Here is a 21,591-nt window from a genome sequence, read left to right on the forward strand (position 1 = left end):
TTATTCCTTATGATATACTTCTGTCCCAGAAGCGATGCGCTGCAATTGCATCAATAAATTGCTTGGAAAAATCATCTGGCTGCTGCTTATTGATAACAACACCCGCTTTGCTTGGTAATTGTTTGTCTTTAAACCACTGTTCCCCTTCGTTCGAGACAGCAATCGGTTTGAAATGATCAAATGCTTCCTGCATAAACATTTTAGCCTTTTTTTCAAACATTTTATCTGCTTTCATACCTCCGGCAATATACACGGCATCAAAAACAACCGATGAATCGGTAAGAAACGTATGCTTCGCTTTAAGTGTACTGTTGTCATCGGCCGTGATAGAACCCAGTCTGTCACTTAATATCGCAACTTGAACCTTGGCTGCTTGCAGATTCTCAATAACTTTTTTTACCTCCGCCCCATTAAATCCATCTGAAATAATAACAGCTGTTTTACGCGTTTCTGCCAACTTTGGTGTGTTCTCCTGACTTAATGCAGGCGACGTTTTAGTTACCTTGCTTTGAATATTGGCAGGCGGTACGCTCACATCAAGTTTGTGCGCAATCGCAGCAGCCAGCCCGTGGTCCACTTTCCCAAACATATCAACAATCTTTTGTTGCACCGGCTTATACTGTACTTTTCCAACTTCAAAACTAAATCCATCAATAATATGCTGCTTTTCCGCGTTACTCATGCTATTCCAAAATAATTTGGCTTGACTGAAGTGGTCTTCAAAGCTTTTACTCCGGGATTGAATTTTTCTTCCCTCAACCTTTTCCTGATAGTGGGCAAACCCGCCATTCTTTTCATCTACTGTATGCGGTGAATTACCTGCTAAAGCATTATTTCGATAAGAGACCTGCCCTTTATTAATTGTTTGTCTGTGAAATCCATCCCGTTGATTATTATGAAACGGACAAACAGGGCGATTAATTGGTATCTCATGAAAGTTTGGACCGCCAAGACGAAGCAGCTGGGTGTCCGTGTAGGAAAATAAACGTGTTTGCAGCAACGGATCATTCGTAAAGTCGATTCCAGGTACAACATTCCCCACATGAAAAGCAACTTGTTCATTCTCCGCAAAAACATTATCTACATTTCGATTTAAGGTCATTTTTCCAATAATACGTACAGGAATATCCTCTTCCGGCCAAAGTTTCGTGGAATCAAGAATATCAAAATCAAAGTTAAATTCATCTTTTTCTTCTAAAATTTGGACACCTAACTCGTACTCTGCATAATTCCCCATATTAATGGATTCCCACAGATCACGGCGGTTAAAATCAGGATCTTTACCGCCTAGTTTTTCCGCTTCATCCCATACAAGGGAATGGGTCCCTAATACCGGTTTCCAATGAAACTTAACAAAATGAGCTTTGCCCTCATCGTTCACAAATCGAAACGCATGGACACCAAAGCCTTCCATCATTCGAAAGCTGCGGGGAATTGCCCGATCACTCATCAGCCACATAACCATATGCGCACTCTCCTGATTTTGTGAAACCCAATCCCAGAATGTATCATGTGCACCGCTTGCTTGCGGCATTTCATTATGCGGCTCAGGTTTGATGGCATGGACAACATCCGGAAATTTCATACCGTCTTGAATAAAAAAGACAGGGAAATTATTGGCCACTAAATCAAAGTTTCCTTCTTCTGTATAGAATTTCGTTGCAAATCCTCTAACATCTCTGGGGGTATCCTTAGAACCCCGTGAACCGACAACCGTAGAAAAACGGGTGAAGACTGGTGTTTTCACATTCGTATTTTGCAGGAATTTTGCTTTCGTATAAGGTTTCATCGATTCATATAACTCGAATTCTCCATGAGCAGAGAAGCCGCGCGCATGCACAACACGTTCCGGGATTCGCTCATGATCGAAGTGGGTCATTTTTTCACGGAAATGGAAATCTTCCATTAAAGTTGGGCCTCTTTCTCCGGCTGTTAAAGATTCCTCATCCTCCGATACTTTCACACCTTGATTCGTAGTAAGCTTTTTATCCTCGCTATCCGCACTTCGAAAATATTCTAATTGTTCATTTTTACTATTTGCATTTATTTTTTTATCTTCATTTATCATATGGTCGAGCTCCCTTTCTAAATGTCGTGTCATATTATTGTTTGAGCTGACAATTGCTTAAAATCGCAGCTAAACAATATGCCCCTCAAAAAAAGGAGGGGCCAGTTCTTTAATGTAAAGGGGGTTTTTGCGATGGTACAGCAGCAGGTGCATACCCTTCCTGCATCTGCATCATGTCTTGTGGTGTCAGCTGCGGCACCTGATAATATCCATGCTTGTTTTGATATAGAGAAATTTCATAAGCCATTTCAATACAATTGGGTACTGAATCTGCAAGCACTCTGCGAACTACGGGATTCGTAACCTCCAGGGCTGCTCCTGCTTTGGCTGGCACAGTTGATTTAACGGCATTTAACATGCTGTTAGCAATCGTTTCATCATTGATTTCAGTGGATGCTTGCATTGGCTTTTTCGGCTGCGAAGCTTTTAACCCATAAGTGAAATGATTATCCTGCTTCATTTCATAAGTTTGTGTAGGTTGTGCAGGCTTTTGTCCTGTTTTAAAGGATTCTAGCGTAATATTATACTCTTCTTGCATGAACGCTTTTTGACGTTCTAAAATATCTCGAAGCTCCGGATCCCTGACATGCTCGTTCAGCATTGTAAAGGTGTTCATTGTATTAATTGCTCCTGATAATACCTCGTGAACATCAAACATTTCATGGCCTCCATGGTTCATTTGCGGCGGGACAGCATTTGTATTCATTTGCTCGTTTTGCATTTGGTTGTTTTCCATAAAAATCCTCCTAGTTCGTTTTCCTTCAATAATATGGTGCTAAAATAATGGTCAAATATACGCTTTTTTTAAATCATCAAAGAAATTGTAAAGGAAATGCCTGCTGGAACAAAAGAAAAGCAAATAATTACAGAATAAAACTGAACATCATTCGAATGTGACAACAGCTGAAAAAATTGGATTTAAGATGGCTTATAATTTTTTTAATATGTACAAGATATACAAGTAATAATTATTACAAAGGGGAGATTCTAATGGCTCAGCAACCAATCGATGTAAACCAATTAACTCAAGCAAAAGCAATTGTTACATTAACGCAGGAATTGTTAACACAGGCTATCGAAAAAAGCACCTCAGATCAAGCACTGGCTCAAGAAGCGATTAAGCAAGCTTCTACTGAAATTGCTTCAGCTCAAACAACGGTAAGTCAAGTTCAAAGTGCCATCATGACCCAGCAATCAGAATCTTAATAGTAAAAATAATGACCCGCGCTTCAGATGATTGGTGCACGGGTCATTTTCTTCCAATAAAACGAAACTTCACTCAGTGGGAGCTTTCGACGCACAGCTCTTTACGATGGGACGAGTAATCGCAGCCCCAGTCCCAGGATGTCGCGAATTTAGTCTGCCGTTCTTCTCCCACTGAGTTAGCCTAAGTGATTCAGAGAGTTAGCGTCCGTTATCTCCCGCCTAAATAAATTTATTTTCACGCTTTATTTTGAGGCGGGAGTTTTACGGACGGTTCTCCGTGATAAATTACGGATGATACGATTTCTTTTTTTATTGCTGAACCTTTTGTTCCGAAACAAAGTCTAAAGAGCAGGAAAGAAAAAGAATTTGATTTAGCTGTTCAAACATCCATTCTCGGCGGCTCCTCCATCCAGCCATTATTCAAAGACTCGCATTCAAATCATTACGCATACTGAAATTTGCACCAAAGCTTTGAGTGCCAAGAGATACGTTACAAAAAAAGAAGGTTGTTATCATCATAAGTTTATCTGAAAAAGGTGCGGATGTTGAACTTGTCACAGTGCCCCCCGGAGGTACCTGGCGCTTGAATATCATCCCGAAGAAGAATTTCCCCCGTCTCATTTAAAATTTCTTTGGAAAGTTCCTTGGTGCATCCAGGTACACATCTTCATGCGTAAATCCTTTGGGGGGCTGCGCTTTCCGCTTGAATCATCATTTCCATTTCTTCGACTTTGGGATGAAGTGCTTCTCATAACCCTGACGTGAGTTTTCGGGATTTTTCATTCTCTGCTGTTTCTATAAAATATTCCAAATATCGAAGAATCAATATTTTTTATTGGTATGTCATCCATAGAGCACCGAGTTCTGAGGAAGTCATTTTGGTTTATTGGGCATTAGCGCGTTGCCCCCCTATATTTATTGTTCGATTTAAAAAGTAGTATTTGGTTTTTTATGAATGTATACATATTACGGCACATGAGCACCGTAATAAAAATTCCATCTATAGTTAATAAGGAAACAGTTTTTATAACTGCCTCCTTCATTCATCAATCATTTCATATTGTCAGGCTTCTATTAATTAAAAATTATCCATGTTGGTTCCCTTTTTAGATACAATGGAGATATATCGATGTAAACAAAGCGGTGGATTTCATGTTCAAATAAATAAAATTCAAAGAAGAAATGAGGGAGACGGATGAAGGAATATATAGGTACATGTGTAACATGCAATAAAGAAATTTACTGTAAAGACGGCTTTTTAGATGGTGTGAACGAACGGGGCCGCTTGTATTGTTTTACCTGCTCAGAAGAACGGCAGCAGGAAACGGAGCATAATAAAAATTAAATAAATCAACGCTTTTAGTAATGGCATTTTCTAATCCATTACCTCGACGCGTATCGTATAATTACAAATAAATCGTCCCAAATAGTCAATTTATCAAATGGCAAAACTGCTTTGGTCTATGCTTTTCATATTCGTTGGAAATGCTGACTTTTGGATTCAGTCCAGGAAATATTTTAAGAATAAAAAAGAGCATCTTTTTACAATGCTCTTTTTCCATACTATGTTCGATTCCAAAAACGATGCTCTGCAATAGCAGAAACAAATTCTTCTCCAAAGTCTGTATTATTCGCAGCAAAAACAACACCAGCTAAATTATTATTTTTGGATGCTTGAATATATGGCTGCCCTGTAGAAGCAACACCAATTGGTTTATAGTGTTGATAAGCTGTATGCACATATTCTGTAACTTGGGAATCGAATTTTGCCTGATGCTTGGAGCTGCCGCCAACAATATAAAGAGAGTCTACCAGATAGGGACTTGTCGTAATAAAAGTGTCATCAACTTTAAGTTCTCTTCCTCCAGCACCAGCAACAGTACCGAGTCTGTCACTGATGATGACAACAAAAACGCCATTTTGTTCTAAAACGTTAAGCGTCTCAGTGACCTCATTTCCAAAACCATCACCAATCAATACACCTGCTTTCTGCGTGTATGCATAACGAGGGGTATTGGACTGGCTAAGAGAAGGGTAGCTTGTAGAAACAGACACATTGGATCCGCTTGGACGATTCACTCCAATGTTATCAGCAACAATGGACGCCATTTCCTTATCAACATGGACAAGCTGTTTATCAACCACCTGCTGCCGGACAGATTCGCTTTTTACTTTTCCAACCTGATAACTTAATCCTTCGATTGTATGCTGCTTTTCAATCGGGGTTAAACTATTCCAAAAAATTCTCGGCTGTGAATAATAATCTTTAAACGATTCGCTCCTGGCTCTAATTTTATAGCCATCTACTTTCCCAGGGTAATCTTTGTAGCCGCCCTCTTCTGGAGGCACTGTATATGGCGTATTATCAGCCAGTGAATTTTCATGATAATTTACCTTGTCAACATCGATACGTTGTCTCATAAAGCCCCGCCGCTGATTATTATGAAATGGACAGACAGAACGGTTAATTGGTAATTCCGCATAATTGGAACTGCCCAGCCGATGATTTTGGGTTTCTCGATATGCCATCAATCTGCCTTGTAAAACAGGATCATTAGAAAAGTCAATTCCCGGAACAACATTGCCGGGGTTAAATGCAACCTGTTCTGATTCTGTAAAGTAGTTATCAATATTTCGATTTAATGTCAATTTACCAATCATTTGAACAGGAACCAGCTCTTCCGGCCAAAACTTTGCAGGGTCAAGCACATCGAAATCGAATTTAAACTCATCTTCCATCGAAATTAATTGAACACCCAGTTCATATTCAGGATAAGCCCCCTTATCAATGGCCTCTCGCAGGTCCTTTCTATGGAAGTCGGGGTCAAGCCCGCCGATTTTCAGTGCTTCATCCTGCAGCAGGGAGTGCACTCCAAGAACAGGTTTCCAAACATACCTCACAAAGGTTGCGACATCCTGGTCATTAACAAATAAATACGTATTAATCGACCATGATTCCATCATTCGATAGCTTCTTAAAATCCCGCGGTCAGACATTATCCAAAGCACCATATGAAGGGCTTCATCGTTATTAGCCACGTAATCCCAGAAGCGATCATGGGCTCCGCTTGCCGTTGGGATATCATCAGATTGCTTAGATTGGTACGCATGCATCGCATCCGGAAACTTCATCGCATCTTGATTAATTAATACAGGCATGGCAATCGTTGTCAGGTCAACATTTCCTTCTTCCGTATACAGCTTAACGCCTTTGCAGCGCAAGTCTCTCGCGGTGTCATACGATCCTTTAGCCCCTTGCACCGTAGAAAAACGAACAGTTATTGGCGTCTTTTTCCCGGCTTCCTGCAAAAAAACTGCCTTTGTCACATGCTTCATGGACTGATAACATTCAAACTCACCATAAGCACTGTAGCCTCTTGCATGAACTACTCTTTCCGGTATTTCTTCATGGACAAAATGCGACATTTTTTCAAAAAACTCATAATCCTGACGTAAGGAAGGCCCGCGTATACCAGCCTTTAATTGGTCCTGGTCCTGTGATCTCTTTTTCCCTTCCTGTGTTGTCATCGGCTTCCCTGAATCCTTTACGCGAAACTGATCTAGTTGGTCCTGCTTAACATCTCTATTATCAGAATGTTGATTTCTTGACGATTTCTCATCCACACAATCACCCTTTCAAACCTTTCAGTATACATACCATTTCTATATTTACGTAATTTTTCTTAAATTAGAACGCTATTTTTACTACAATATGAGAAATCCCTTGTACTTCCTAAAAACATCATTCCTTTGGATTACTGCATCGAAAGTTATATTCGAAAATCTCAGCATGATTAAAGAGAACGTCCAAAGGGAGACGCGGTCTCTGTCTACCTTCCATTTACGCCGGAATATACTCCATTCCAGACTTTTTATAGATTTTATTTCTAAAAAAATGCGACAACCGGAGATAAATTGGTAAGAGCAAGCGGCAATATGCTCGGAAAGCAAAATTTGCATGAGCTTGCAGCTGGATCAGATACATTTTAATACATTCGCTTACCCGCTTCCATCTGCGGTATTTACGGTCTGAAGACAACTTATGGATTAGTCAGTACGCATGGTATTTTTCCTACAGCTATGACTTTAGATACTGCCAGTCCCATGGCAAGATCTGTTTCTGATTTAGTATGTATGCTTTATTATATGGCGGGTTTTGATGCAAATAATCCGGGAAGTCTGGATGTGTCCGTTCCAAATTATATATCCGATTTAAATAATGGAATCCAAGGAATCAAAATTGGTACCCCTGCATACTTTCTCCAAGACCTGGCCCCTGATATAGAAATCCTTTTCAAACATGCCATGGAAACACTCCTCTATTTAGGTGCTGAAATAGTGGATGTAGAAATTCCTGAATTAGCTTTATCAACCTTTTCCGGCTATACGATAGCGGCTGGCGAAGCAGCTGCTTTACACCACCAATGGCTCCAGACCCATTCAAACGAATATTCTGCAGACATACGGAGTTTCTTTCTGGCCGGCGCTTTAACTGAAACACCGCAATATATCAGGCGCAGCAGGCCCGGAGACAATTGGTGAAAGGTTTTGAGAAAGCTTTTAAACAGGTCGATATATTGCTCGGTCCAAACATACCTATCACGCCTCATATCTATAGTGAACAATGGGTAGAGCAAAATCTGGAAGTTATCAGAAGATGTCTGCCATTTGTTCCAGTTAATTTAACCGGCACACCGAGCCTTGCCGTTCCAATGGGTTTGGACGGTAAAAAATAACAAAATATGGCTTTCGAAATAATGAGTGAATTTTTGATAAGGGGGTAAAATATAATTCGAGGACGACATTTGTACTGGAAGCTTCTGCTTCAAGTAACGCTTCAAAAATGAATGTTTTTCTCATAAAGAATAATGGGAGGGCTTTCCATGGATAACAATAAACGTAACTTTAACCGAAATGAACGCAAAAACCGCAATAATGAGAACCGCAATAATCAAGAAATCAATAACGTGGAATTTGCCAATGAAAATGAATTTATCGACGAGAATGCTTTCGAAGATAACAACAACCACAACAACGAGCGACGCAATAACCGCAACCGCAAATAGTTAAGCCCTGTTTTTGTCAGATACCTGAATCCTTGGAGAGTAATCCTGATTCAGGTATCTTTTTATAGCTAAACTTTTGGAGGAATTAATTAAGTTTTGCCTTTTTAGTAATTAATTTTTTCACCTTTCTGCTCCTGCTTTTCAAAACCTTTTCTTGGAAGCATCTTTCCATCATGCGTTTTTAAGTCATCCATTTTATACAGCTTTTCTTACAGTATATTTAAAATGAAGAAGTTGGTTTAGCCTTCCTCTTTTCTTCTCCAAAATTTGCTTATGATAAAAACGTGCTTCTTAGCAAATAATAGATTTAATTAATAACTAATTACGTCCATAAATACTTAAAGTTTAACTTATTTTTTGAAAATGAGAGGTGTGAAATGAAGAAAAAAATATTTTATGCGATTAGTTACCTGCTTCTGACTTCTTGTGCTTTTCTATTCATCCAAGAGCAGATATATGCGAAAGATAGATTTGATTTTGAGAAAGACGGAGATATTTTCTGGGATGCAAAAACGGAGGAAAAGGTAATTGCTTTAACATTTGATGATGGTCCGCATTCAAAATACACTCCTGCCATTCTCAATATATTAGCTGAATACGAAGCCGCAGCTACCTTCTTTGTGCTCGGAGCTCACGCAGAAAAATTCCCAGATATCATCCATCGGCAAGTAATGGAAGGGCATGAACTCGGCAATCACACCTATGATCACACCATGAAACTCAGCAGACTTAGTCAAGAAATGAAAGAAACCTCTGATATCCTTTACGCCATCACAGGAAATCGGCCAAAGCTTTTCCGGCCGGTCGGCGGCAGTTATAATGATGCGATTGTAAAGAAAGCCCGAGAAAACCAATTACATGTTGCACTGTGGTCTTGGGATCAAGATACGAAAGACTGGGACGGAGTAGATTATAAAACCATTGCAGATAACGTCATCAGCAATATCTCCCCGGGGGATGTCGTACTGTTTCATGATGCAGGAGGAAAAAGAGAGCAAACAGTTAAAGCTCTCCCGCTTATTCTTGATTATTTAGCTGAAAACCAATATAAAACCATTACAGTATCTGAAATGATGGAAATGGATGAAAAATTAAAAGAAAATTAATCAATTCAAGCTTTATTATTGCTGTCCCTTAATCATTTACTCCCCTAAAAATGAGCGGACAGCTGTTTTGTTCTTCAATAATAAATTATTTAATTCATTATTTTATTTTCCCCAAAAGTTTATAAAACGGATTATTTCTGTTATATTCAAAGCTATTTATAGCCAATGGCAATCATTTTACCCTCACCCCTTCTTATCACGAATAATCGCGTTATTCTCCGTTATATGCGTTTTGACGTTATTTTTCCTTATGTTAATCTAATATGGTAAGTAAAAAATCCACTCAGGAGGTGAGAGCATTAATACAAACACAACAAATAATATGACAATGACTATTGAAAAAGAAAACGATTTTTATTTTCGAGAACCTGCAAAAGATGACGGGGCAGCTGTTTGGGAACTGATTAAAGCTACCAAGGTGCTTGATCTCAATTCTTCCTACAGTTACTTAATGTGGTGCGATATCTTTTCAGGAACCTCCATCATTGCAGAAAAAAACGGGAAAACGCTCGGTTTTATTTCCGGGTATAAAAATCCGAATAATCCGAATAAACTATTTATCTGGCAAGTTGCTGTAGATGCTTCCGCTCGAGGTAACGGATTAGCAACGAAAATGCTGCGCCAATTATTAAAGCGCGAAGCTTGTAAAAAGATTGATTATGTAGAAGCAACCGTTTCTCCATCCAATCAACCTTCTCAGTCTTTATTTAAAGGTCTCGCTAAAAAGCTTGATACGGAGTGTCATATCAGTGACTGCTATGTAACGGATGATTTTCCGGATGAAGAGGAAGAACATGAAGATGAGCTACTGTTTACAATTGGACCGATTGCTACAGAAAATAAATAATTAAAGGAATGATTTCATTGACAACAGCAACATGGAATGATGCGAAAATGAAAACGTTTGAAAATTTAGAATCTGAAGTAAGAAGCTACAGCAGAGGATGGCCGACTGTTTTTGAAAAATCAAAAGGCTATAAGCTGTGGGATACCGATGGAAAAGAATATATTGATTTCTTTGCAGGCGCAGGTACATTGAATTACGGGCATAATGACGATGCGATGCAGGAGAAATTAATTGAATATATTAAAAATGACGGCGTGATTCACAGCCTGGACATGGCTACGATTCCCAGAAAAGATTTTCTGGAACGCTTTACTGATGTCATTCTCAAGCCCCGAAATCTGGATTATAAAATTATGTTCCCTGGCCCTACCGGTACAAATACCGTAGAAAGCGCGCTGAAAATCGCCAGAAAAATAACTGGACGAGAAACAGTTATCAGCTTTACCAATGCATTTCACGGGATGACGATTGGCTCCCTTTCTGTGACAGGAAACTCCTTCAAGCGCCATGGTGCCGGAGTTCCATTGCATCATGCCGTTTCGATGCCATTTGATAATTATGTGGAGGACAATGATTCGATTGCTTATCTGGATCGCTTTTTAGAAGACAGCGGAAGCGGTGTTGCCCTCCCTGCTGCCATCATTCTGGAAACCGTTCAAGGAGAAGGCGGGATTAATGCTGCACGCATGGAATGGCTGAAAAAAGTAGAAGCACTATGCAGACGCTGGGACATTCTCCTGATTGTGGATGATGTCCAGGCAGGAAATGGCCGGACGGGCACCTTCTTCAGCTTTGAGCCGGCGGGAATTAAACCAGATGTAGTCTGCCTGTCTAAATCCATTGGAGGAATTGGTCTGCCGATGGCGATTACGTTAATCAAGTCAGAATATGATCAATGGGGACCGGGCGAGCATAATGGAACCTTCCGCGGCAATAATATGGCCTTTCTTGCTGCAACCGAAGCACTGAAAAATTGGGAAAATGATGATTTTGCCAATGCTGTACAAGAAAAAGGCGCATTTCTTAAATCAGAAATCAACAGATTGATTGACCACTATCCGGAGTTAAACGGAGAAGCTAGAGGCAGAGGTTTAATGCAGGGCATTGCTGTGGAGAAGGAAGGTTTAGCAGGTGAAATTTGTGCGGAGGCATTTGAACGCGGACTTATTGTAGAAACCTCTGGTCCAGATGATGAAGTGGTGAAATTCCTGCCGCCTTTGATTATTGATCAGGAAGGTTTGGTAAAAGGTTTAGACATTCTGGAAGACAGTATAAAGCATGTTTTAAAAAAATAGAGATATGGTTTACGGAGAGGAGAATTTATAAATGATCGTAAAATCACTGGAAGATTTAATTGGAACAGAAGATGAAACAAAATCGGAAAACTGGGAGAGCCGCCGCTTTATTTTAAATAAAGATGGTGTCGGCTTCAGCATGAATGATACCATTATCAAAGCAGGGACAGATAATTTCTTCTGGTATAAGAACCATATTGAAGCGGTTTATTGCATTGAAGGTGAAGGAGAAGTCGAAAAGGTCTCCACCGGAGAGGTACACCAGCTTAAGCCTGGCACGATGTATCTGCTAGATGAAAATGATAAGCACCGTCTGCGGGCACGCACCCAAATGCGTATGGTATGTGTCTTCAACCCGCCGTTAGTTGGAACAGAAACGCATAATAAAGAAGGATATTATCCGCTTTTAACAGAATAAATTACTTTCTAAAATCCTCTGATAAGAATAGCTTCTATCAGAGGATTTTTTTACGTACCTTATTTATTACAAACAACTGCTTCTATCCTCTCCTTTTTTGACATAGCTTTTACCTATAGCGAACGATACCTTTTTACAATTACCTTATAACCATGGTTTCATGGTAGTATTTTAAATAATCATTACACTTCGATTATTTAAAGGAAAGGACGTTTTTTAAACATGCGGACGGTTCAGACAACACAGGTTTTAGGTAACAGTAAGTTTAATAAATTTCATTTACTTATCTTTCTCTGGTGCTTTTTCGCCATTGCCTTTGATGGCTTCGATGTGGCGATCTATGGGATTGGGCTGCCATTGATGATGGAGGATTTTAATATCAGCAGAATCGAGGCTGGCGCAATCAGCAGCTATACGCTGATTAGTACGATGGTTGGCACCTTCCTGCTGGGTTCTATTTCGGATCTTATTGGGCGTAAAAAAGCGATTGCAATTTGCTTAATCTTGTTCAGCCTTTTCACCTTTTTAGCCGGGTTTGCACAGAACCCCACCCTCTTTATGATAATGAGAGTGATTGCGGCGCTGGGCTTGGGAGGAATTATGCCAATCCTCGTAGCTATTATGGGTGAATATTCTCCGGTGAAGAAACGGCCATTAACCATTGCTACGATGTATTGCGGTTATTCCATCGGCGCTATTATTGCCTCCTTGATTGGTATGTACTTGATGGAAATGGTGGGCTGGAGACTATTATATTGGATTAGTATTATTCCGCTTCTTGCTCTGCCATGGTTTTTAAAGCAATTTCCGGAATCCGTTTCTTATTATCTGACCAAGAAAAAAGGCGATAAAATTGCAGAGATTCTCAATAAAGTTGATCCTGGCGGTAACTATCAAGCTTCTGATAACTATGAATATGAAGCGTTCAAGGAAAGCACGAAGGAAATTCCGATTAAAAAGGTTTTCTCTAATAAGCGGACCAGCAGTACCATCGCCTTTTGGATTGCAGTTACCTGCTCCATGCTCGTTATTTCCGGGCTGACAACCTGGCTGCCGCAAATTATGGTGGACGCCGGTCACGGTCTGACATCCAGCTTATCCTTTAATCTGATGCTTGCTGTCGGTCAAATTTCCGGTTCCATATTCGGCGGGATGTTAGTGAATCGTCTCGGTCATCGTTCCGTCTTAATCCTGATGTTTTTTATCGGTTCACTCTGTTTTGTTTTATTAAGCATCACTACAAGCTCGCTCTTACTGTATTTAATCATTACCTTAACCGGCGCTTGTACAGTAGGTACTCAAAATTTAGTGAATCCGTATATTTCAGAATTTTACCCGAGGGAAATTCGTACGACCGGATTAAGTATCGCTGTCGGTGTCGGACGGATTGGCGGTATCATGGCTCCCGTAGCCATCGCCCTCCTGTTATCAACCAATTTAGACCCGCAGCATGCATTTATGGCATTTGCCGTACCAAGCTTGATTGGAGCTGTTTGCTTTATTACTGTCAGAGAAAAACATGCAAGCTTTGACCGGGCAGTACCAGTGAAAAAGCATCAAATTGCCTAACGAAAATAATTTACTATAAGATAAAGCCGCTGCTTCACGAAGAAGCAAGCGGCTTTATTTAATGGTCCTTTTTCCTATGCTATTGTTAAAAAGAATACTCGTTCTCCTTACCTTGCAATTTTACGTCCGTATATTATTTCGCATTCAAACACAAATGCAGTATCGGATAATCCCTCCCCTGGTCATCCTGTTCTGACTCTCCAGTAACTTGGAAGTTGTTTTTCAGGTAAAAAGCAATAGCCGATGTATTATCTTTATTGACATCTGCTGTCTTAATACCGTCCTTTTCAATTAAATCATTTAAAATCCTGCTGCCAAGCCCCTTCCCTATTTGATCCGGGTCTAAGAACAGCATTTCTAGCTGAGACGCATTCACACCGGAAAATCCAACGAATGTAGTATCTTTAAACCACATTTTCATATCTAATTGCGGAAAATAAGCAGGAATCTCCTTCTTAAGTGCCTCTCTATCCTCAGATGCTAAAAAATCATGTGTTGCCAAAACAGACTTCTCCCATAATTCAATTAAGGCAGCGTAATCATCACTACCAGGCTTTTTCCATTGCATTATTACTTCCTCCATTTAAAAAATTGAAATAAAACATGCCTCACTTCACCAGCAAGGCATGTTTCTGTTATATATTCATTTTCGATTCATATTTATTTTTTGTCAACTTTGATAATACAAAAGCTGCTAACACAAGCAATACAATTGTCAGTACTACGGTCCACGGACTGCCAGTCACACCTGCAATCACAAAACCGATTATCGCAATGATTGCATTGGTCAATGCATAAGGGAACTGTGTTTTCACATGGTCAATATGGTCTGCACCAGCTCCTGTTGATGACAGAATACTTGTATCAGATATCGGGGAGCTGTGATCTCCGAAAATACCGCCTGACAATACAGCGCCGATACAGACAAGTACTTGTGCATCTAATGCAACCGCCATCGGAATAGCGATTGGAAGCATAATGGCGAAGGTTCCCCAGGAAGAGCCGGAAGCAAGAGAAACTATTGCCCCGATAACAAAGAGTAATGCTGGTATGATAAACGCCGGCACTCTTCCCTGCATCAATTCTACAATATAATTCGCTGTCCCCATCTCACTGATAACCGTTCCAAGCGACCATGCAAGCACTAACGTCGCAGCAACATACACCATCTTTTGCATCCCGGAGGTATAAATATCAAAAATCTCCGCAAACTTTTTCAGACGGAAGCTGATTAATAAAATAAAAATAGTAATAGCCGAAAATAAATAAGCTGTTGTCAGCGAGACGCGGAAGTCATTTCCATCTACCGGCTCAAATGGAAATCCTTTTGTGGAAAGCAAGCCAAACAATGTAATGAATAATACCAATAAAGGCAGCCAAATTAAAATCGCCTTGCCTTCTTGATTACTGTCCGCTTCCTTATCCGGTCTCCGAAGCGGCTTGGAATCCTTCCAGTACAGTTCTCCGGTTTCTCTCACTCTCCGTTCTGCCTTTGCCATCGGACCAAAATCTAATTTAAATACGGCCATTAGTGGAATCATTAACACTGCGGAAATAGCGTAGAACTGGAATGGAATGACTTGAACAAAGGTATCGAACTCCGATGTGGTTATTCCCAGTGCATCAAATTCACTTCTTATCAGCCCCATAATATAGACTCCCCAGCCAATGAAAGGAATCAGTACTGCAACTGGAGATGACGTGGAATCAATGATATATGCCAGCTTCTCTCTGGAAATTCTTGCTTTATCAAATATTTTTTCAAAAATAGGGCCTACAATCAAAGGTGTTCCCAAATCAGAGAAGAAAATAATCAAACCGCCCAGCCAGGCAGATAATTGAGCTTTCACTTTGGAATTAATCGATTTGACGGTTTTTGCTGCAAGTGCAGCGCCTCCCCCTGATTTTTCGATTAAAGCTACAAATCCTCCGATAAAAAATAGCAGGACAAGCACCGCCGCATTGTAGCTGTCCGTCAATTGCGGAAACAGAAAATTCCCTATCGTTTCGGTTGTCGCAGTTAATGGATTTCCTCCTACAATAATAAGTACGCCGACAAAGGCGCCTAAAAATAATGAAATAATAACGTTTTTCGTTAGAATCGCTAAAATCACTGCCAAAATTGGCGGAACTAGCGATAGCCATCCCATATGCTCCATCTTTCCTCTCCTTCTCTCTTGATGCTTTGCTAAATGAAGTATGAATGATATGTACATACATCCTTATCAGTTATTTCATCTCATAAGATAACGAAACTTCATTCAGTGGCGTTTTGCTTTTCTCCATGATAAATTGAAAATAAAAATTATTGCTAATTAATATATGTTCCTTATTCTATCACGGAAAAGATAAAAATAAATGAAACAAAATACCTAATATTTATGCATTTTAACGAATAATTATACTGAATAACTGGCTACACAGTTAAACCCGTCTATTTATTTATAGAGAACTTAATTCATTGCGATGGCAGCTTCTAATGAATTTCAAGAGATTCTCTCCATATCAAAAAAACCCTCAGCAAGAATGCTCAGGGTTTTTTACTGTCGTTGTCTTTATTTTGTTTCTCCTTATGCTTCTTTTCACTTTGCGAATCATCCTTCGATTTCGTTTTTCGTTTCTCATCCTTAGCTTCTATTTTTAAATCTTCCAATGGAACGTCATCGACAAACATCTGCTCTTCATGTTCATCCAGCATGGTTCTTCGCTCTTCATTCCGATTCGGTTTTCCGCTTTTTGAAGAACGCTTTTCATTGTTGGACATTTTCATCCACCTCTCTGTGTCTTTTTAATACTTTTCCTTTCTAAACAGATTACTAAACATTATTATGCGAAAATTTCTGCTTGAACAAATTTTAATAACCGTCACAGATTACTGCCACAAGTTTAAGCGGTACAGTATGTTCTAATTTTACCAGCGGAAAAAATGAATAAGTATCGTAAACCTGTTAAAAATACAGATATGTCAGTACAGTTTTCCCTTATGTTATCTAGGGGATAAGGCGGTGCAGCAGCTGCCTTCACAGAGCGGCTCGATGTATTGCAATCTTCAATCTGTCTGGCCGAATGTTCGACTAACCAATTATATACAACCTAAAAGGAGTGTTCCCAATGGGCAGAGATGAGCATAAGAAAAGAAAAAATAATTTTTTGTCACAAACTCCAAAAAATCAAATATCTGACGGCATAGATGTTGAATTTTCAGATGAGTTTGCTGATGCAGAAGACAGAAAAGCTCAAGCAAGAAGCCGCGCTGCTGATAAACGGGCACATGAAAAATAATTGGTACAACGGAGCGATTCGGTTCAATAACCGAATCGCTTCATTGCATTATCCCTTCAGATTCTCTTTCTCTTCCCGCTCAGAATCCGCCTGCAGCCTTCCCTCTTTTTATTTCCTTTCTTCCTGTATATTTTCGTTGCATAAAGGAAAAATTATACACAGGAGGGGTTGTTCTATGGAGCACGGTTTTTTATCCATTGAGGAGTTTAATACGCTGATACAACAGTGGAACGGAAGAACAATTAAAATTACAAAGCATGAAATAAACGATATCGATCAAACAGTAATCCATCTGCAAAGCATATCCTATGACCAGAATACCCGCAGAATTGATGACTATGTTCCAAAACATAGCTTACTTTTAAACGGAGACGGACAAATCGAAGCGCTGCCAACGATGAGCGATGAACCGCTTCCGTCATCCAATTATGAAATCCCTTTGGAGGATAACTCTTTATTTGAATTTAATGGACAGAAGTTTTTTATTACTACGGATCGTGGAGTATATAAAATAGAGTTAGTTTAAATGACGGTAAAAAGGCTGCAATAGCCTTTTTTTGGCAGTTAAGAAAGTTTACACTTTCTTATTGCATAAGTGTAACTAAGGTTGTCACTTAAAGTCTAGGTGACAACCAAGTTTTCTTTATTATTGCAGGCAGTTATAATCAACTTAAAATGAAAGCGAAAAATATAGGAGCTATCCATTTTAACTGATAGTTCCTCACCCTCTATGAAAATATCATAACAAAGAATAGATTATCCGGTTTCCAACAAAGGAATATTAAATCTGTTCAACGAGCCTCCCCTGCTGACGCATTTCGGACAATGAACTATGAAACTGGCATTCCATTTCTTACAAAATAAGAAAGCATCTGCTACAATAAAGCTAATTGGATTATAGATTAGTACTGCGGTTTGAAAAGACTTTTGATAGTTCGCAAAATCACCTGTGGCCAGAGAGTCTTGCACAGTGGGTAGAAACAAATAGCTAGAGTAAAGGAAGGAATTATAGATGGTACATAAACAAACCAAACGGCCTATCGTGCTTATTGCCCTCGTATTATCTATGTTTATGGCTGCAATTGAAGGAACCATTATTGCCACTGCCATGCCTAACATTGTATCCGATTTAGGCGGGTTCACGCTGTACAGCTGGGTCTTTTCCAGTTTCCTATTAATGCAGGCAGTCACCACGATGATATATGGCAAATTAGCTGATTTATTTGGCCGCAAACCAATCTTTGTCATTGGTGTGGTTATCTTTCTGATTGGTTCTTTATTATGCGGATTAGCAGAAACGATGACTGCCCTTATTATCTTCCGGCTTATCCAGGGGCTGGGCGCCGGGGCCATTCATCCGATAGTAACTACCATGGTCGGAGACATGTATAATTTGGAAGAACGCGCCAAAGTACAGGGTTATTTAGCAAGTGTCTGGGGAATATCCTCTGTTGCCGGCCCGCTTCTGGGAGGAGTCATTGTACAATACATTGATTGGGCTTGGATATTCTGGATGAACATTCCGATTGGCCTTATCGGCTTGGCCGGAGTTGTCCTATTCTTTCATGAAAAAGTGGATAAAGAACAGAAAACCATCGATTATCTTGGGACAAGCTTCTTTTTTATAGCCATATCATCGCTGATTATCGTGTTTGTACAGGCAGGTACAAATTGGGCTTGGTTGTCACCAGAAACGCTCGGTCTCCTTGGACTCTTTGTCATTTGTATTTCCTTATTTATTTGGCAGGAGAAGAGATGCGCAGCGCCAATGATGCCTTTATCTTTATGGAAGAACAAATTAATAATCGTTGCCAATATCGCTACCTTACTTTCCGGTATGATTATTTTAGGTTTAAGCAGCTCTCTTCCTACGTATGTACAGGGAGTCATGGAAGAATCAGCGATTGTGGCCGGTTTTACCTTGAGCACCTTATCCATTGGCTGGCCAATTGCAGCCACTGCCGCCGGTCATATGGTATTACGAATCGGCTTTAGAAAAACAGCATTTCTTGGCGGTATCGCATTATTTGTGGGCACATTTCTCTTTTTCCTGCTTGATGCAGAAAAAGGGCCCATTTATGCCGGTTTCAGCTCTTTTATTGTTGGAATAGGGATGGGGCTGACTTCGACAACATTTATCGTAGCCATTCAAAATAGTGTGTCCTGGCAGGCAAGAGGGTCGGCTACCTCTTTAAATATGTTTATGCGTATCATTGGCAGTGCAATCGGTACTGCATTGTTAGGCGGTATTCTTAATCTGCGCCTGCAGCAATATTATCAGCAGCAAGCAATCGATGAAGATATGCCAAATACAAATGCTATTTTAAATGAAGGATTACGAGAATCTATCCCGCCAGATACACTGGCTTTAATGCAGGATGGGTGGACCCAGGCATTTCACACGGTGTTCTTTGGTCTATTCGTAATTGGTACACTGACTTTTATTATTCTATGGTTCTTCCCGAAGGATACACCTAAGGATACATAAGAATACCGGGCAAAAGGCGGTCCGGTTTTCTTATGTTAATCAACAATTATGGAATCCCCCTCATTTGAGGGCTGTTCATTTATTATGTTATTTGTTTTAACACCGATACTGGATAAAATCACCACTGCAAATACAACTGTGAATCCTATAATGACATATCCCAGTATCTTATACCCTCTGGTTGAACCTTTGATAATCAAATAACCCCCTAAAATCAGAACAGCTAATAAAATTAACCATAGCATTGTATCACAACCCCTGTGTTCTATTTCAATTCCCTTCCATGCTAACATATCGAATCCTATTTTAAACTATTTTGATTATTATTAGTTCAATCTATCATTTCAGCCAAGAGGACTCCTTCCTCAAAAATTCGATGGAATTTTAGGTGGGAGGTGAATTGGCGGTTTTTTCGCTAGAATTTTTATTCCCTTTATAGTAAAATAAATTACAGAACGTTAGTTCGTTTTAGAGGGGTGGAAAGTAAATGGCGAATTACCAAACGATGCAAATATGGGTAAAAATGAATCACCGTATGTACGGATATTTCAAAGAAATGTGTCAAAATGCAAAGAATATGCATAACACGACCAATTTTTATATCCGGCAAGTATTTACAGCTTTCACGCAGGAAAAAGCGTTGCAGCCGCTTCAGGAAGAAGTGTTAGACGCTATCCAAAAACATATGCCAATAATCAACGATAACCAATTCGTTGTTTATCAAAAGAAGGTCGTAAAAGAACATTCCAAACCCGCCCGAGAACGAAAAGAAATCAAGTGTCATGTATTCAAAGAACCTTCTAGAGAAAACCCTTATGTTGATTACAATTTTTTGGATGCTCTTTTTAAATCCATGGCACAAGACGATTATCGCTCTCTGCCAACGCAATCGAGTCAAGGGGTTATGAAAACGGTGTTCCAAAATTGGAAAGCATTTTATGGCAGTTTACGAGAATATAAAACGAACCTTTCAAAGTTTAAAGCAAGACCAAAAATTCCAGGATATAGTCGTAAGAAAGAAAAAGAAGTTCTTTTTTCAAACCAAGATTGTGTCATAAAAGAGAATAAGTTTTTGAAGTTTCCTAAAACGAAGGAACGTTTAAACATCGGTAAATTAGGGTTTACGGAAGGAAGACTGAAACAAGTCCGCCTTATCCCAAAGTATGGTCACTACGTCGTAGAACTGGTTTTTCAAGTACCGTCAGAACAAAAAATGAAAGCATCGAAAAAACGGTACATGTCCGTTGATTTAGGAATGGATAACCTTGCAACCATTGTCACCAATACAGGACGAAAGCCTGTTGTAGTGAAGGGCAAAAATATCAAATCCATCAATCAACGCTACAACCAATTGAAAGCGCATTACCACGGAATTCTTAGACAGGGTAAAAACACCAATGAAGGTCTGTTTACGTCTAAACGATTGAAGAAAATCAACTACAGACGCTTTAATCAAATCAAAGATTTATTTCATAAAGCGAGTTACCGAATCGAAAAAATAGCCCTGGAAGAGGATATTGATACCATCATTATTGGGCAAAATAAAGCGTGGAAACAACATGCCAAGATGGGGAAACGAAACAACCAATCGTTTACAACCATTCCGCATCGTCTTTTGATGGAAATGATTGAATACAAAGCTCAGAGACATGGAATCAAAGTCATTATGACAGAAGAATCCTACACATCGAAAGCGAGCTTTCTTGATCAGGATGAAATCCCTGTTTACGGTGAAAAGACTTCAAAAAAAGCTTTTTCAGGTAAGCGAATAAAACGCGGGCTTTATCAGTCCAAGAATGGAGTTATGATGAACGCCGATGTCAATGGAGCCGGAAATATTATGAGGAAAATATTTCGGGAAGCATTTGAAGAACCCTTCGCTTGCATTGAGATGCTGCTTCGACCGGCAGCAATCATTCTCAAATAAAAGTAGTCCCAAAGGCAGGACCAATGGGATAGCGGGGTTGGGTGTTTTTAGCACACCAACGTGTCAACTCCACTGGTGGTTAATCGTCATCTTGAAAGTCGACACCCCAGAAACCCCCACTTCAAATTTCAGTAGAAATTAAGTGGTGGGAGTATTCATTTCGCATAGCTGTACTGTAAAAATTCCTTTCAGATTACTTGCCTCCATTTTAAAAGCATTCATACCGTATTAACAAAAAGACCATCACTAAATTGTCGAAAATTTTCAACCAATGCTCCTTGAACTGTCCTTATATATCCTTCATCATTATAAGTGAGGA

General features: G+C 39.7%; 22 protein-coding genes. 14 read left to right on the forward strand and 8 right to left on the reverse strand.

The window, feature by feature from the left end; all coding sequences use genetic code 11:
* Positions 1-7 precede the first annotated feature (7 nt).
* Both ACW0TQ_RS17755 and ACW0TQ_RS17760 read right to left on the reverse strand, forming a co-directional pair.
* Positions 8-2,068: a catalase gene (locus ACW0TQ_RS17755; protein WP_256706153.1), complete on the reverse strand. Its 2,061-nt coding sequence runs from the start codon at positions 2,066-2,068 to the stop codon at positions 8-10.
* Positions 2,069-2,177: 109 nt separating this feature from the next.
* A complete protein-coding gene (locus ACW0TQ_RS17760) occupies positions 2,178-2,804 on the reverse strand; it encodes a spore coat protein (RefSeq protein WP_193064077.1) in 627 nt (208 codons plus the stop codon).
* 254 nt (positions 2,805-3,058) lie between these two features.
* Between ACW0TQ_RS17760 and ACW0TQ_RS17765 the strand changes: the two genes are divergently transcribed.
* Positions 3,059-3,274, forward strand: coding sequence for a hypothetical protein (locus tag ACW0TQ_RS17765; protein ID WP_193064078.1), 216 nt, complete (start codon positions 3,059-3,061; stop codon positions 3,272-3,274).
* Between the two features lie 420 nt (positions 3,275-3,694).
* Here ACW0TQ_RS17765 and ACW0TQ_RS17770 read toward each other — a convergent pair whose 3' ends face one another.
* Positions 3,695-3,895: a DUF3231 family protein gene (locus ACW0TQ_RS17770; protein ID WP_354005206.1), complete on the reverse strand. Its 201-nt coding sequence runs from the start codon at positions 3,893-3,895 to the stop codon at positions 3,695-3,697.
* Positions 3,896-4,469: 574 nt separating this feature from the next.
* Here ACW0TQ_RS17770 and ACW0TQ_RS17775 point away from each other — a divergent pair.
* A complete protein-coding gene (locus tag ACW0TQ_RS17775) occupies positions 4,470-4,619 on the forward strand; it encodes a hypothetical protein (RefSeq protein WP_193064080.1) in 150 nt (49 codons plus the stop codon).
* Positions 4,620-4,837: 218 nt separating this feature from the next.
* Here ACW0TQ_RS17775 and ACW0TQ_RS17780 read toward each other — a convergent pair whose 3' ends face one another.
* Complete coding sequence (locus ACW0TQ_RS17780) at positions 4,838-6,898, reverse strand: catalase (RefSeq protein WP_332093640.1); 2,061 nt, start codon at positions 6,896-6,898, stop codon at positions 4,838-4,840.
* Between the two features lie 405 nt (positions 6,899-7,303).
* Here ACW0TQ_RS17780 and ACW0TQ_RS17785 point away from each other — a divergent pair, with 405 nt between their 5' ends.
* From ACW0TQ_RS17785 to ACW0TQ_RS17820, 8 genes are all read left to right on the forward strand, one after another.
* Complete coding sequence (locus ACW0TQ_RS17785; RefSeq protein WP_226894962.1) at positions 7,304-7,816, forward strand: amidase family protein; 513 nt, start codon at positions 7,304-7,306, stop codon at positions 7,814-7,816.
* Positions 7,813-8,010, forward strand: coding sequence for an amidase family protein (locus ACW0TQ_RS17790; RefSeq protein WP_052485043.1), 198 nt, complete (start codon positions 7,813-7,815; stop codon positions 8,008-8,010). Before ACW0TQ_RS17785 ends, ACW0TQ_RS17790 begins: the two co-directional genes overlap by 4 nt.
* Positions 8,011-8,157: 147 nt before the next feature.
* Positions 8,158-8,340, forward strand: coding sequence for a hypothetical protein (locus tag ACW0TQ_RS17795; RefSeq protein ID WP_042533617.1), 183 nt, complete (start codon positions 8,158-8,160; stop codon positions 8,338-8,340).
* Between the two features lie 377 nt (positions 8,341-8,717).
* Positions 8,718-9,446 (forward strand): polysaccharide deacetylase family protein, encoded by a 729-nt coding sequence (locus ACW0TQ_RS17800; protein WP_042533616.1) that lies wholly within the window; start codon positions 8,718-8,720, stop codon positions 9,444-9,446.
* A gap of 328 nt (positions 9,447-9,774) precedes the next feature.
* Positions 9,775-10,293 (forward strand): diaminobutyrate acetyltransferase, encoded by a 519-nt coding sequence (gene ectA / locus ACW0TQ_RS17805; RefSeq protein WP_319022553.1) that lies wholly within the window; start codon positions 9,775-9,777, stop codon positions 10,291-10,293.
* 8 nt (positions 10,294-10,301) lie between these two features.
* Positions 10,302-11,588: a diaminobutyrate--2-oxoglutarate transaminase gene (ectB, locus tag ACW0TQ_RS17810; RefSeq protein WP_226894949.1), complete on the forward strand. Its 1,287-nt coding sequence runs from the start codon at positions 10,302-10,304 to the stop codon at positions 11,586-11,588.
* 31 nt (positions 11,589-11,619) lie between these two features.
* Positions 11,620-12,006: an ectoine synthase gene (locus tag ACW0TQ_RS17815; RefSeq protein WP_042533613.1), complete on the forward strand. Its 387-nt coding sequence runs from the start codon at positions 11,620-11,622 to the stop codon at positions 12,004-12,006.
* Between the two features lie 222 nt (positions 12,007-12,228).
* Entirely contained in the window at positions 12,229-13,575 is a 1,347-nt protein-coding gene (locus tag ACW0TQ_RS17820; protein WP_368901582.1) for an MFS transporter, read from the forward strand.
* A 133-nt stretch (positions 13,576-13,708) separates the two neighbouring features.
* Here ACW0TQ_RS17820 and ACW0TQ_RS17825 read toward each other — a convergent pair whose 3' ends face one another.
* From ACW0TQ_RS17825 to ACW0TQ_RS17835, 3 genes are all read right to left on the reverse strand, one after another.
* A complete protein-coding gene (locus tag ACW0TQ_RS17825; RefSeq protein ID WP_455725881.1) occupies positions 13,709-14,143 on the reverse strand; it encodes a GNAT family N-acetyltransferase in 435 nt (144 codons plus the stop codon).
* Between the two features lie 67 nt (positions 14,144-14,210).
* Positions 14,211-15,734: a Na+/H+ antiporter NhaC family protein gene (locus tag ACW0TQ_RS17830; RefSeq protein WP_368901583.1), complete on the reverse strand. Its 1,524-nt coding sequence runs from the start codon at positions 15,732-15,734 to the stop codon at positions 14,211-14,213.
* A 371-nt stretch (positions 15,735-16,105) separates the two neighbouring features.
* Complete coding sequence (locus ACW0TQ_RS17835) at positions 16,106-16,339, reverse strand: hypothetical protein (RefSeq protein ID WP_042533609.1); 234 nt, start codon at positions 16,337-16,339, stop codon at positions 16,106-16,108.
* Between the two features lie 347 nt (positions 16,340-16,686).
* Here ACW0TQ_RS17835 and ACW0TQ_RS17840 point away from each other — a divergent pair, with 347 nt between their 5' ends.
* From ACW0TQ_RS17840 to ACW0TQ_RS17850, 3 genes are all read left to right on the forward strand, one after another.
* Entirely contained in the window at positions 16,687-16,857 is a 171-nt protein-coding gene (locus tag ACW0TQ_RS17840) for a YfhD family protein (RefSeq protein WP_084612954.1), read from the forward strand.
* Positions 16,858-17,032: 175 nt separating this feature from the next.
* A complete protein-coding gene (ymzB, locus tag ACW0TQ_RS17845) occupies positions 17,033-17,383 on the forward strand; it encodes a protein YmzB (RefSeq protein WP_368901584.1) in 351 nt (116 codons plus the stop codon).
* 486 nt (positions 17,384-17,869) lie between these two features.
* A complete protein-coding gene (locus ACW0TQ_RS17850) occupies positions 17,870-19,345 on the forward strand; it encodes a DHA2 family efflux MFS transporter permease subunit (RefSeq protein ID WP_368901585.1) in 1,476 nt (491 codons plus the stop codon).
* Between the two features lie 35 nt (positions 19,346-19,380).
* Here ACW0TQ_RS17850 and ACW0TQ_RS17855 read toward each other — a convergent pair whose 3' ends face one another.
* Positions 19,381-19,590 (reverse strand): hypothetical protein, encoded by a 210-nt coding sequence (locus ACW0TQ_RS17855; RefSeq protein WP_193064087.1) that lies wholly within the window; start codon positions 19,588-19,590, stop codon positions 19,381-19,383.
* Between the two features lie 242 nt (positions 19,591-19,832).
* Here ACW0TQ_RS17855 and ACW0TQ_RS17860 point away from each other — a divergent pair, with 242 nt between their 5' ends.
* Positions 19,833-21,272, forward strand: a complete 1,440-nt coding sequence (locus ACW0TQ_RS17860; protein ID WP_368901586.1) for an RNA-guided endonuclease TnpB family protein — start codon at positions 19,833-19,835, stop codon at positions 21,270-21,272.
* Positions 21,273-21,591 lie beyond the last annotated feature (319 nt).

The organism is Oceanobacillus sp. M60 (assembly GCF_053839645.1).